The organism is Pseudomonas sp. yb_5 (genome assembly GCF_043103865.1).
In the GTDB taxonomy this organism is placed as follows: domain Bacteria; phylum Pseudomonadota; class Gammaproteobacteria; order Pseudomonadales; family Pseudomonadaceae; genus Aquipseudomonas; species Aquipseudomonas putida_Y.
The window spans coordinates 1-13,135 of sequence record NZ_JBICKE010000059.1; the positions used below are offsets into that span (position 1 = coordinate 1).

The following is a 13,135-nucleotide window of genomic DNA, read 5'->3' on the forward strand; positions in this document are numbered from 1 at the left end:
CGGGTTCACCCGCGAAGAGGCCGGCACAGGCAACGCAAAAAACAGCAGACGAAAAAAAGCCCGCCAGTGTGAGAGCGGGCCAAAGGACCTACGAAGATTCTTCTAGCGACCAACTAGCTTCCACGATAGGTCGAATAGCTGTACGGCGAAATCAGCAGCGGCACGTGGTAATGCTCCTGCGACTCGTCGATGCCAAAGCGCAGCACAACAACATCCAGAAACGCCTGGGCCGGCAGTTGCACGCCACGGGCGCGGTAGTAATCCCCAGCGCTGAACTGCAACTGGTAAACGCCAGTGCGGTAATCGTCCCCCTGCAACAGCGGCGCATCGACGCGGCCATCGCTATTGGTCAGGGCGGTGTTCACCAGCTCCAGCTGCTGGCCTTCGACGCGGTACAGCTCGACCTTGATCGAGCTACCCGGGCAGCCATGCGCGGCATCCAGTACGTGTGTGGTCAAACGTCCCATTGCGTGTCGCCTCTTGTTCAATCTGTGGGCAAAAAATACTCAGCCATCGCACCAGCTTAGCGCCTGCGGCAGGCGGGAATGACGTTATTAAGACATTCCACCCATGAATTGTACACAATTTTTTGATCTCCCCTGTCGCACCCTCCCTTTGATGCCCATAAACGACCCATCGGTCGCAAATACGCGCACCATAACGATGCCAACTTTATTAGCTGACCAATCAGGCAGGTTTCTTGCACTGTATTTCCAAGTCGCTGTCAGGCGACAAAAGGGAAGAAATGCGGAAAAACAGGCTTACAAAAGATTTCAGAAGTTGTATACAATCAGCCCATCCGGTGGTGCGACATACCGACGCGGCCCGCCCACCCCCCGCACTAACGCACAAGAAGGAAGACTGCAGTGAGCGCTGATTACCCTCGCGACCTGATCGGTTACGGCAACAACCCTCCTCACCCGCAATGGCCGGGCAACGCCCGCATCGCGCTGTCTTTCGTCCTCAACTACGAGGAAGGTGGCGAACGCAACATCCTGCACGGTGACAAGGAATCCGAAGCCTTCCTGTCCGAGATGGTCGCTGCCCAACCACTGCAGGGCCAGCGCAACATGAGCATGGAGTCGCTGTATGAATACGGCAGCCGTGCCGGTGTATGGCGCCTGCTGAAGCTGTTCAAGGACAGCGGCGTACCACTCACCATCTTCGCCGTGGCCATGGCCGCCCAGCGCCACCCCGACGTGATCCGCGCCATGGTCGAAGCCGGCCACGAGATCTGCAGCCACGGCTACCGCTGGATCGACTACCAGAACATGGACGAGGCCCAGGAGCGCGAGCACATGCTCGAAGCCATCCGTATCCTCACCGAACTCACTGGCGAGCGCCCGCTGGGCTGGTACACCGGCCGAACCGGCCCGAACACCCGCCGCCTGGTGATGGAGGAAGGTGGTTTCCTCTATGACAGCGACACCTACGACGACGACCTGCCCTACTGGGAGCCAAACAACCCCACTGGCAAGCCGCACCTGGTGATCCCCTACACCCTGGACACCAACGACATGCGCTTCACCCAGGTACAGGGCTTCAACTGCGGCGAGCAGTTCTTCCAGTACCTGAAAGACGCCTTTGATGTGCTGTACGCCGAAGGCGCCGACGCACCGAAAATGCTTTCCATCGGCCTGCACTGCCGCCTGGTCGGTCGCCCGGCGCGCCTGGCAGCACTCAAGCGCTTCGTCGATTACGCAAAAAGTCATGACCAGGTCTGGTTCGCCCGTCGCGTGGATATCGCCCGCCACTGGCACACCACCCACCCGTACAAGAAAGAGAACGCCTGATGACCGCCTTCAATACCCTCAAACCATCCGCCCTGGACCGTGACACCTTCGTCAAGGCCTTCGCCGACATCTACGAGCACTCTCCGTGGGTTGCCGAAAAAGCCTACGACCTGGGCCAACTGGGCGAGCTGGACGAGATCGAGGCGCTGCACCAGCGCATGAGCGACATCCTGCTCAGCGCCAACCACGCCGACCAGCTGGCGCTGATCAACGCTCACCCGGACCTGGCCGGCAAGGCAGCCATCCAGGGCGAGCTGACAGAATCGAGCACCAACGAACAGGCCGGCGCCGGCATTCACCAGTGCACCGCCGAGGAGTTCGCCCGCTTCACCGAGCTGAATGATGCCTACAAAGCCAAGTTCCAGTTCCCGTTCATCATGGCAGTGAAGGGCAGCAACCGGCACCAGATTCTCGCCGCCTTTGAAAAGCGCATCCACAACGATGCCGATGCCGAATTCAAGGAAGCCCTGACGCAGATCAACCAGATCGCCCTGTTCCGCCTGCTGCAGCTGTAAGCAACAGCCGAATCTTATTCAGAAAACGAACAATAGAAGAGATAACCGCATGCGCACCCTGATGATCGAGCCCTTGACCAAAGAAGCCTTCGCCCAGTTCGGAGACGTGATCGAAACCGACGGCAGCGACCACTTCATGATCAACAACGGCTCGACCATGCGCTTTCACAAGCTCGCCACGGTCGAAACCGCCGAGCCTGAAGACAAGGCGATCATCAGCATCTTCCGCGCCGACGCGCAGGACATGCCGCTGACCGTGCGCATGCTGGAACGCCATCCGCTGGGCAGCCAGGCTTTCATCCCGCTGCTCGGCAACCCCTTTCTGATCGTGGTCGCGCCCGTTGGCGATGCACCTGTATCAGGCTTGGTCCGAGCCTTCCGCAGTAATGGCAGGCAGGGCGTTAATTACCATCGCGGCGTCTGGCACCACCCGGTGCTGACGATCGAAAAGCGGGATGATTTCCTGGTGGTTGATCGCAGTGGTTCTGGCAACAACTGCGATGAGCATTACTTCACCGAGGAACAGATGCTGATCCTCAATCCCCACCAATAAGAAAAGGTCAGTCATCTTCTCGGTGACTGGCAGAGGTACATACTGTGGAAGCACACCTTCACGAATGGCTGAACCTGAGCATTCGCTGGGTTCACATGATCACCGGCGTCGCCTGGATCGGTGCATCGTTCTACTTCGTCTGGCTGGAGAACCACCTGAACCGAAGCAACCCGCGCGATGGGTTGTCGGGTGATCTCTGGGCGATTCACGGCGGTGGAATCTACCACCTGGAGAAATACAAGCTCGCCCCCCCGAAAATGCCCGAGAACCTGCACTGGTTCAAATGGGAAGCCTACTTCACCTGGATGTCCGGTATCGCCCTGCTGTGCGTGGTGTTCTACTGGAACCCGACCCTGTACCTGCTGGCACCTGGCAGCACCCTGAGCGGTGCCGAAGGCGTGGCCATCGGTATCGGTTCGCTGATCGCGGGCTGGTTCATCTACGACTTCCTGTGCGACTCGCCCCTGGGCAAGAAGCCAGCGCTGCTCGGTGGTGTGCTGTTCGTGCTGATCATCGCAGCCTGCTGGGGCTTCAGCCTGGTGTTCAGCGGCCGTGGCGCCTACCTGCACACCGGCGCGATCATCGGCACCATCATGGTCGGTAACGTGTTCCGCATCATCATGCCGGCCCAACGCCAGCTGGTGGCGGCGATCGAGAACAACCAGACGCCCGACCCGGTACTGCCGGCCAAGGGCCTGCTGCGCTCGCGTCACAACAACTACTTCACCCTGCCGGTGCTGTTCATCATGATCAGCAACCATTTCCCGAGCACCTACGGTAGCCAGTACAACTGGCTGATCCTGGCCGGTATCGCAGTAGCCGCGGTTCTGATCCGCCACTACTTCAACACCCGCCACGACAGCAACAAGTACGCCTGGACCCTGCCCGTCGGCGCCCTGGCGATGATCTGCCTGGCTTACGTTACCGGCCCGAAACCGATGGCCGTAAGCCCTGAGCAAGCAGCAGCGAAGATCGAGTACCAACCGCTGCCGGCAACTGCGGTAGGCGGCAAGACCGCTGCCGAGCAGCGCGCCGAGGACGCCGCCAAGGCTGCCGAAACACCTGCGCAGGCACCGGCCCAGGCCGCTGCCCAGGCCGGTGGTGGCGACTTCGACAAGATCCACAATGTCATCCAGGAACGCTGCACCGTGTGCCACTCGTCCAAGCCGACCAGCCCACTGTTCAGCACCGCCCCTGCCGGCGTGATGTTCGACACTCCGCAGCAGATCCAGGCCCAGGCCGCGCGCATTCAGGCGCAAGCGGTTGCCAGCCAGATCATGCCGCTGGGCAACATCACCCAGATGACCACCGAAGAGCGCAAGCTCGTCGGGGACTGGATCGCCAAAGGCGCCCAGGTCAACTGACAGCACCTCGCCAGGCAACCCGCCCCCAAGGGAATCATCTTTCCCTGAAGGGGTGGGCTGACCCGCAAATCGGGGGATTGCACATCCCTTGTAGGAGCGGGCTTGCCCGCGAAGAGGCCGGTAACCCCAGCCTCAAGCTCCATGTGTTACGCAACAAGCAAGCATCGAGCGCGCAGGCATGAAGCCTGCCGCTTGGATCCGAGAATAAAAACAAAACTCGAGGTGCTGCATGTCCGAGTCACGCAAGGCGTATATCCCCATTGCGCCGCCGCGCGAACCCTTGCCCCTGTTCCAACTGATCCTGGTTGGCCTGCAACACGTTCTGCTGATGTATGGTGGCGCGATCGCCGTGCCGTTGATCATCGGCCAGGCCGCCGGGTTGTCCCGTGAAGAAGTCGCTTTCCTGATCAACGCCGACCTGCTGGTCGCCGGCGTCGCTACCATCATCCAGTCGTTCGGTATCGGCCCGGTGGGCATCCGCATGCCGGTGATGATGGGTGCCAGTTTCGCTGCCGTCGGTAGCATGGTGGCCATGGCCGGCATGCCCGGCGTAGGCCTGCAGGGGATCTTCGGCGCGACCATCGCTGCCGGGTTCTTCGGCATGCTGATCGCGCCGTTCATGTCAAAGGTTGTCCGCTTCTTCCCACCGCTGGTCACCGGTACGGTGATCACCTCGATTGGCCTGTCGCTGTTCCCGGTGGCAGTCAACTGGGCCGGTGGCGGCCATGAAGCAGAAACGTTCGGCTCGCCGATCTACCTGCTGGTGGCCGGCCTTGTACTGGCCGTGATCCTGCTGATCAACCGTTTCATGCGCGGTTTCTGGGTCAACGTGTCGGTACTGGTGGGCATGGGCCTTGGCTACATCCTGGCCGGCTCCATCGGCATGGTCGACCTGTCGGGCCTGAATGAAGCACCGTGGTTGCAGGTGGTCACCCCACTGCACTTCGGCATGCCGACCTTCAGCCTGGCGCCGATCCTGTCCATGTGCCTGGTAGTGGTGATCATCTTCGTCGAGTCCACCGGCATGTTCCTGGCCCTGGGCAAGGTGACTGATCGTGAAGTAACCCCTGGCATGCTGCGTCGCGGCCTGCTGTGCGATGCCGGTGCGTCGTTCATTGCGGGCTTCTTCAACACCTTCACCCACTCCTCGTTCGCCCAGAACATCGGCCTGGTGCAGATGACCGGGGTGCGCTGCCGCTATGTCACCATCGTGGCCGGTGCACTGCTGATCCTGCTCAGCCTGCTGCCCAAGGCGGCCTTCCTGATTGCCTCTATCCCGCCTGCGGTACTGGGCGGCGCGTCCATCGCCATGTTCGGCATGGTCACCGCCACCGGGATCAAGATTCTTCAGGAGGCGGACATCGGCGACCGCCGCAACCAGCTGTTGGTTGCCGTGAGCGTCGGCTTCGGGTTGATCCCCGTGGTACGTCCGGAGTTCTTTGCCCAGATGCCACAGTGGATGGAACCCATCACCCACAGTGGAATCGCCATGGCCACAGTCAGCGCCCTGGTGTTGAACGTACTGTTCAACATCCTTGGCGGTGCCGACCGCGCAATGCACAACGACGTCTGTCACCAGCATTGAGCCAAAGGGGGCGGCGCATGGCTGCCCCTCGTTCACCTCTGCAGTAACCGCTACGCCGTCGACCCGCCGGAATGGGTCGCCCGGGGCGCCTGCGCGCCAAAAACACCAACAAAAACAATAAGTCCGGGAATCACAACATGAAGCGCATCACCACGTCCCTGTTGTTGGGCAGCAGCCTGCTGGCCACCCTACCCTCGCACGCAGGCGAATGGCTGCAATGGCACGGCGAAAGCCTGACCTACCTGTACGGCAAGGACTTCAAGGTCAACCCTGATATCCAGCAGACCATCACCTTCGAGCACGCCAACAAATGGAAGTACGGCGACACCTTCATGTTCGTCGACAAGATCTTCTACAACGGCAAGGCCGACCCCGGCAAAGGTGTGACCACCTACTACGGCGAGTTCAGCCCACGCCTGTCATTGGGCAAGATCTTCGACCGCAAGCTTGCCTTCGGTCCGATCAAGGACGTGCTGCTGGCCATGACCTACGAGCGCGGTGAAGGCGACAACGAGGCCTACCTGATCGGCCCCGGCTTCGACTTGAACATCCCCGGTTTCAACTACTTCACCCTCAATTTCTACGTGCGTAACACCGAAGGCAGCCGCCCCGGTGACAACGTCTGGCAGATTACCCCCGGCTGGTCGTACACCCTCCCCGTGGGGCGGTCAGACATTCTGATCGACGGTTACATGGACTGGGTTACCGACAACGACCAGACCCGCCGTGGCACCTATCACGCCAACCTGCACTTCAACCCGCAGGTCAAATACGACCTGGGCAAGGCGCTGAACCTGGGCGCCAAGCAGCTCTACGTTGGCTTTGAATACAGCTACTGGAAAGACAAGTACGGCATTGACAGCCGCGGCAACCTGGACAGTAACCAGAGCGTCGCCAGCGCGCTGGTCAAGGTCCACTTCTGACAAGCTGACCAAACGCACAGGTTTGATCCACCCCGCTCCAGGACGGAGCACTTGAGGCGCGGCGCGCAAGCCAGTAATCTGCGCGCCCCCTCGATCAGGGCAGAACGGACTCTGCCTGCGTTTACTGACCGCTCAGTCAATGAATTCGGGCGGTTGGCCAACGTGTTGCCAGCCTGAAAGACCCTTTTCATCCGTTCAGAACGAAGTCGAGCAGGAAGGTTTTGCCAACCCGGAAAAGTTGGCCCAACCCTTGCCAAACAGCTGTGGCCTATCGAAAAAAGCTGACTCAAAAGACAAAAAAAGCGCCGACACCGAGCGCTGACAACAGATCAATCAAGGGAGCGACACTCGCAATGCGTACTATCAAGAGCCTGATCCTCGCTGGCGGCCTGCTGGCCTGCGGCACCACCTTCGGCGGCGACCTGCTGCAGTGGCAGAACAACAGCCTGACCTACCTGTGGGGCAAGAACTTCAAGGTCAACCCGGCGATTCAGCAAACCGTCACCTTCGAGCACGCCGATGGCTGGAAGTACGGAGACAACTTCATTTTCGTCGACAAGATTTTCTACCAGGGCCAGAAAGACGCCGACAACGGCCCGAACACCTACTACGGTGAGATCAGCCCACGCCTGTCGTTCGGCAAGATTTTCGATCAGAAGATCGAGTTTGGCCCGGTCAAGGACGTGCTGCTGGCGATGACCTACGAGTTTGGCGAAGGTGACACAGAGTCTTACCTGATCGGCCCAGGCTTCGACCTGGCCATTCCGGGCTTCGACTACTTCCAGCTGAACTTCTACAACCGCACCACCGACGGCAGCCGCGCTGGCGACAACGTGTGGCAGATCACCCCGGTGTGGTCGTACACCATTCCGGTCGGTGATTCCGACGTGCTGATCGACGGCTTCATGGACTGGGTGGTGGACAACGACGAGAACCGCCGCGGCACCTACCAGGCCAACCTGCACTTCAACCCGCAGATCAAGTACGACCTGGGCAAGGCATTGCACCTGGGTGAGAAACAGCTGTATGTGGGTGTGGAGTACGACTACTGGAAGAACAAGTACGGCATCAAGGACAGCGATGCCTTCACTACCGACCAGAACACCATGAGCTTCTTGGTCAAGGTTCACTTCTGACCTGAGTTACCGGGGCCGCTTTGCGGCCCATTCGCGGGTAAACCCGCTCCTACAGGGGCCGCGCCGGGTTCAAGGCAAATGCGATACCTGGTAGGAGCGGGTTCACCCGCGAACCGGGGCAAAGCCCCGGCCACACGCCTCAATTGGCTGGCCGAACTGCCCGCCACAATTTCCCCGCAACGCTTACCACCGCCAGCACCACAGCACCTGCGATGACGCCGACCCCGCCGTTGAGCAACGCCCCGGTCAACGCCCCGCCACGCCCTTCGCTGAACGCCTCGATGGCATGATGCAGCGGCTCGATGCCATGCACCAGGATCCCACCGCCAACCAGGAACATCGCCGCAGTACCAATCACCGACAGGCTTTTCATCATGTACGGCGCCGCCCGCAGGATGCCGTTACCCACTGCCTGAGTCAGCCTGGAGGTTTTGCGGGCCATCCACAGCCCAAGGTCATCAAGCTTGACGATCCCGCCTACCAACCCATACACACCAATGGTCATCACCACCGCAATGCCCGACAGCACGATGATCTGCTGGGTCAGCGGCGAGTCAGCCACGATACCCAAGGTAATGGCGATGATTTCCGCCGACAGGATGAAGTCGGTACGCACCGCCCCCTTGATCTTGGCTTTTTCAAAAGCCACCAGGTCAACGCTGGGATCGGCAACGGCCTCCTTGCGCGCCTCGTGCTGTGCCTCATCCTCTTCCTTGCTGTGCAAGAACTTGTGCGCCAGCTTCTCGAAACCCTCGAAGCACAGGTACGCACCGCCCAGCATCAGCAGTGGCGTTACCGCCCACGGGATGAAGGCGCTGATCAGCAGGGCCGCCGGCACCAGAATGGCCTTGTTCAGCAGCGAGCCTTTGGCCACCGCCCACACCACCGGCAACTCGCGATCAGCGCGCACGCCGGTGACCTGCTGAGCATTCAGTGCCAGGTCGTCACCCAGCACACCCGCAGTCTTTTTCGCCGCGACTTTGGTCATTAGCGAGACGTCATCCAGCAGCGTGGCGATGTCGTCGATCAGTACCAGTAGACTGCTTCCTGCCATGTTTGCCTGTTTCCACTGAGATGAATGTGCCGGAGTCTAGCCGAAAGTCGCTGCCTTGAGCGCCCGTCGAGCCCGGTGCTACCATGCCCGATCCCCCTTAGAGGTGGCCAGACACGAGGAAGATCCCTGACCATGAGCACCATTCGCGAGCGCAACAAGGAATTGATCCTGCGCGCGGCAAGCGAGGAATTCGCCGACAAGGGCTTCGCCGCCACCAAGACCAGCGATATCGCGGCCAAGGCCGGCCTGCCCAAGCCGAACGTGTATTACTACTTCAAGTCCAAGGACAACCTTTACCGCGAGGTCCTGGAAAGCATCATCGCGCCAATCATGCAGGCATCCACGCCGTTCAATGCAGACGGCGACCCGAAGGAAGTGCTGAGCGCGTACATTCGTTCGAAGATTCGCATTTCGCGTGATCTGCCTTATGCGTCCAAGGTGTTCGCCAGCGAGATCATGCATGGCGCGCCGCACCTGTCAGCGAACCAGGTAGAGCAGTTGAACGAGCAGGCCCGACACAACATCGAGTGTATCCAGCGCTGGATCGATCGCGGGCAGATCGCCCATGTGGACGCGCACCACCTGATGTTCAGCATCTGGGCGGCGACCCAGACCTATGCGGACTTCGACTGGCAGATTTCTGCAGTGACCGGCAAGGCCAAGCTGGCCGACAGTGATTATGACGCGGCAGCCGAAACCATCATTCGTATGGTCTTGAAAGGTTGTGAGCCTGAGGCAGCCTGAACCATCCCGAAGGGCCATTCGCGGGCAAGCCCGCTCCCACAGGATCACCACATGCCTGAAGGTAGTGGAGTCGCTGTGGGAGCGGGCTTGCCCGCGAATGGACCAGAACAGGCAATAGAGATTTAGGCCGCTACCCCGGCATCTGCCCGCAACCCCACCTCCTCAATCGCACTGATCGCACACTGCTCGTCGATATCCGACGTATCGCCGCTGATCCCCACGGCACCCAGCACCTTGCCGTCCTGATCACGAATCAGCACCCCACCCGGCGCCGGCACCACCGGCCGCTCACCCATGCCGTTCAACGCGGCAAAAAAAGCCGGCCGCTGCTGCGCATCCAGCGCCAGCAAGCGCGACCCCTTGCCCAGTGCAATCGCGCCCCAGGCTTTGCCAGTGGCCACTTCAGGACGAATCAGGCTGGCGCCATCCTCACGCTGCAGCGCCAGCAGGTGCCCGCCGGCATCCAGCACCGCCACGGTCAGCGGCGCGGCATTGATCTTGCGGCCCGCCACCAGCGCGGCATTCACCAGGCTGACAGCGACTTTCAGGTTCAGAACGTTCATGGAAAGGTCCTCTTCTTGTTGTGAGAAGCCCTGAGGGCAGTTGAAAACCGATCGAACAAATAGAACACAACGAGAGATATTTTTGTATACAATATTTTGAAACGATCGTATGCGATGGCGCAAACCCTCGTTTTCACGGGCGCTCTGACGAAAGCCAGCTTAGTCGATGAAAACCCATTGACCTGAGCCGCCAGGCGTGAATACACTCTGTCGCAAAGCAAGTTGTATACAATTACAAAATCGATGAGGCACAAACCATGAGCAAAATGAGAGCAATCGATGCAGCCGTTCTGGTCATGCGCCGTGAAGGTGTAGATACCGCGTTCGGCATCCCGGGGGCTGCCATCAACCCGTTGTATTCGGCCCTGAAGAAAGTCGGTGGCATCGATCACGTCCTCGCTCGTCACGTCGAAGGTGCCTCGCATATGGCCGAGGGCTACACCCGCGCCAACCCGGGCAACATCGGTGTGTGCATCGGCACGTCCGGCCCTGCCGGCACCGACATGGTCACCGGCCTGTACAGTGCCTCGGCCGACTCCATCCCGATTCTGTGCATCACTGGCCAGGCGCCACGTGCCCGCCTGCACAAGGAAGACTTCCAGGCTGTCGACATCACCAACATCGTCAAGCCGGTGACCAAGTGGGCGACCACCGTTCTGGAGCCAGGCCAGGTGCCTTACGCCTTCCAGAAGGCCTTCTACGAAATGCGTACCGGCCGCCCAGGCCCGGTGCTGATCGACCTGCCGTTCGACGTGCAGATGGCCGAAATCGAATTCGACATCGACGCCTACGAACCGCTGCCCGTGCACAAGCCGTCCGCCACTCGCGTACAGGCCGAAAAAGCCCTGGCCCTGCTCAATGACGCCGAGCGCCCACTGCTGGTAGCCGGTGGCGGCATCATCAACGCCGACGCCAGCGACAAGCTGGTCGAATTCGCCGAACTGACCGGCGTACCGGTAATCCCGACCCTGATGGGCTGGGGCACCATCCCGGACGACCACGCGCAGATGGTCGGCATGGTCGGCCTGCAGACCTCGCACCGCTATGGCAACGCAACCCTGCTGAAATCCGACCTGGTATTCGGTATCGGTAACCGCTGGGCCAACCGCCACACCGGTTCCGTCGATGTCTACACCGAAGGCCGCAAGTTCGTGCACGTCGACATCGAACCGACCCAGATCGGCCGCGTGTTCACCCCGGACCTGGGCATCGTTTCCGATGCGGGCAAGGCACTGGACGTGTTCCTGGAAGTGGCCCGCGAGTGGAAAGCCGCCGGCAAGCTCAAGTGCCGCAAGGCCTGGCTGGAAGAGTGCCAGGAGCGCAAGTCGAGCCTGCAGCGCAAGACCCACTTCGACAACGTGCCGGTCAAGCCGCAGCGCGTCTACGAAGAAATGAACCAGGTATTCGGCAAGGACACCTGCTACGTCAGCACCATCGGTCTGTCGCAGATTGCCGGCGCACAGTTCCTGCATGTGTACAAGCCTCGCCACTGGATCAACTGCGGCCAGGCCGGCCCGCTGGGCTGGACCATCCCTGCCGCGCTGGGCGTGGTCAAAGCCGATCCGAAGCGCAAGGTTGTGGCGCTGTCGGGTGACTACGACTTCCAGTTCATGATCGAAGAGCTGGCGGTAGGCGCACAGTTCAACCTGCCGTACGTCCACGTGCTGGTCAACAACGCCTACCTGGGCCTGATCCGTCAGGCGCAGCGTGGCTTCGACATGGATTACTGTGTACAACTGGCGTTCGAGAACATCAACTCGACCGACGCTGCCACCTACGGTGTCGATCACGTCGCTGTGGTCGAAGGCCTGGGTTGCAAGGCCATCCGTGTGTTCGAGCCAGCAGAAATCGCCCCTGCCCTGATCAAGGCACAGAAGATGGCCGAAGAGTTCCGCGTGCCGGTGGTGGTTGAAGTGATTCTCGAGCGTGTGACCAACATTTCCATGGGCACCGAGATCAACGCGGTCAACGAGTTCGAAGACCTGGCCCTGGTCGGCAACGACGCGCCAACCGCCATCTCGCTGCTGGACTGATCGCCTGACGCCCCCAGGCACGCCCTGGGGGCCTTCATCGCAAGGAGACAACTCATGCCTCGCTTCGCTGCCAACCTGTCCATGCTGTTCACCGAACAGGACTTCCTGGCCCGCTTCAAAGCTGCCGCTGACGCTGGCTTCAGCGGCGTCGAATACCTCTTCCCCTATGACTTCAGCGCAGCTGAAATCAAGCAGCAGCTGGAGGCCAACGGCCTGACCCAAGTGCTGTTCAACCTGCCGGCAGGCGACTGGGCCAAAGGTGAGCGCGGCATCACCTGCCACCCCGACCGCATCGAAGAATTCCGCGCAGGTGTCGACAAAGCCATCGAATACGCCAAGGTCCTTGGCAACACCCAGGTCAACGCCCTGGCCGGCATCCGCCCACAAGGCCCGGACTGCGCCACCGTGCGCAAGACCTTTGTCGAGAACCTGCGCTACGCCGCTGACAAGCTCAAGGCCGCCGGGATCCGCCTGGTCATGGAAATGATCAACACCCGCGATATCCCCGGTTTCTACCTGAACACCACCCAACAGGCGCTGGAAATCCAGGCCGAGGTAGGCAGCGACAACCTGTTCCTGCAGTACGACATCTATCACATGCAGATCATGGAAGGTGACCTGGCTCGCACGATGGAAGCCAACCTGAAGCTGATCAACCACATCCAACTGGCCGACAACCCCGGCCGCAACGAACCAGGCACCGGCGAGATCAACTACCGCTTCCTGTTCGAGCACCTGGACCGCATTGGCTACCAGGGCTGGGTGGGCGCGGAGTACAAGCCGCTGACCACCACCGAAGCGGGCCTGGGCTGGCTGAAAACCCACAACGCAATCTGAGGAACAACTCGGGACCCTGTGGGAGCGGGCTCGCC

The 13,135-nt window shown here is 60.6% G+C and carries 13 protein-coding genes; 10 read left to right on the forward strand and 3 right to left on the reverse strand.

The window, feature by feature from the left end:
- Positions 1-113: 113 nt before the first annotated feature.
- On the reverse strand, positions 114-467 hold the full coding sequence (uraH, locus tag ACF8GF_RS08685; protein WP_003254328.1) for a hydroxyisourate hydrolase: 354 nt from the start codon (positions 465-467) through the stop codon (positions 114-116).
- A gap of 399 nt (positions 468-866) precedes the next feature.
- Here uraH and puuE point away from each other — a divergent pair, with 399 nt between their 5' ends.
- From puuE to ACF8GF_RS08720, 7 genes are all read left to right on the forward strand, one after another.
- Positions 867-1,793, forward strand: a complete 927-nt coding sequence (gene puuE / locus ACF8GF_RS08690; protein ID WP_176685151.1) for an allantoinase PuuE — start codon at positions 867-869, stop codon at positions 1,791-1,793.
- A complete protein-coding gene (gene uraD / locus ACF8GF_RS08695) occupies positions 1,793-2,308 on the forward strand; it encodes a 2-oxo-4-hydroxy-4-carboxy-5-ureidoimidazoline decarboxylase (protein ID WP_176685150.1) in 516 nt (171 codons plus the stop codon). The genes puuE and uraD overlap by 1 nt, the downstream gene beginning before the upstream one ends.
- 49 nt (positions 2,309-2,357) lie before the next feature.
- Positions 2,358-2,861 carry an ureidoglycolate lyase gene (locus tag ACF8GF_RS08700; protein WP_003254333.1) on the forward strand — a complete coding sequence of 168 codons (504 nt, stop codon included), beginning with the start codon at positions 2,358-2,360 and terminating at the stop codon, positions 2,859-2,861.
- Positions 2,862-2,905: 44 nt separating this feature from the next.
- Positions 2,906-4,225, forward strand: coding sequence for a urate hydroxylase PuuD (locus tag ACF8GF_RS08705; protein WP_176685149.1), 1,320 nt, complete (start codon positions 2,906-2,908; stop codon positions 4,223-4,225).
- Positions 4,226-4,454: 229 nt separating this feature from the next.
- The gene (locus ACF8GF_RS08710) at positions 4,455-5,810 is read left to right on the forward strand and encodes a nucleobase:cation symporter-2 family protein (protein WP_176685148.1); all 1,356 of its coding nucleotides are present in this window, start codon (positions 4,455-4,457) and stop codon (positions 5,808-5,810) included.
- A gap of 137 nt (positions 5,811-5,947) precedes the next feature.
- The gene (locus ACF8GF_RS08715) at positions 5,948-6,733 is read left to right on the forward strand and encodes an outer membrane protein OmpK (protein WP_209967310.1); all 786 of its coding nucleotides are present in this window, start codon (positions 5,948-5,950) and stop codon (positions 6,731-6,733) included.
- Between the two features lie 353 nt (positions 6,734-7,086).
- Positions 7,087-7,869 carry an outer membrane protein OmpK gene (locus ACF8GF_RS08720; protein WP_392487727.1) on the forward strand — a complete coding sequence of 261 codons (783 nt, stop codon included), beginning with the start codon at positions 7,087-7,089 and terminating at the stop codon, positions 7,867-7,869.
- A 139-nt stretch (positions 7,870-8,008) separates the two neighbouring features.
- Here ACF8GF_RS08720 and ACF8GF_RS08725 read toward each other — a convergent pair whose 3' ends face one another.
- Positions 8,009-8,923: a DUF808 domain-containing protein gene (locus tag ACF8GF_RS08725; protein ID WP_209967311.1), complete on the reverse strand. Its 915-nt coding sequence runs from the start codon at positions 8,921-8,923 to the stop codon at positions 8,009-8,011.
- Positions 8,924-9,055: 132 nt separating this feature from the next.
- Here ACF8GF_RS08725 and ACF8GF_RS08730 point away from each other — a divergent pair, with 132 nt between their 5' ends.
- Positions 9,056-9,667 carry a TetR/AcrR family transcriptional regulator gene (locus ACF8GF_RS08730; RefSeq protein WP_209967314.1) on the forward strand — a complete coding sequence of 204 codons (612 nt, stop codon included), beginning with the start codon at positions 9,056-9,058 and terminating at the stop codon, positions 9,665-9,667.
- A 122-nt stretch (positions 9,668-9,789) separates the two neighbouring features.
- Here ACF8GF_RS08730 and ACF8GF_RS08735 read toward each other — a convergent pair whose 3' ends face one another.
- Positions 9,790-10,230, reverse strand: coding sequence for a heme-binding protein (locus tag ACF8GF_RS08735; RefSeq protein ID WP_010955037.1), 441 nt, complete (start codon positions 10,228-10,230; stop codon positions 9,790-9,792).
- Positions 10,231-10,487: 257 nt separating this feature from the next.
- Here ACF8GF_RS08735 and gcl point away from each other — a divergent pair, with 257 nt between their 5' ends.
- Entirely contained in the window at positions 10,488-12,263 is a 1,776-nt protein-coding gene (gcl, locus tag ACF8GF_RS08740; protein ID WP_010955038.1) for a glyoxylate carboligase, read from the forward strand.
- Positions 12,264-12,317: 54 nt separating this feature from the next.
- A complete protein-coding gene (gene hyi, locus ACF8GF_RS08745; protein WP_129933340.1) occupies positions 12,318-13,100 on the forward strand; it encodes a hydroxypyruvate isomerase in 783 nt (260 codons plus the stop codon).
- Positions 13,101-13,135: the final 35 nt, after the last annotated feature.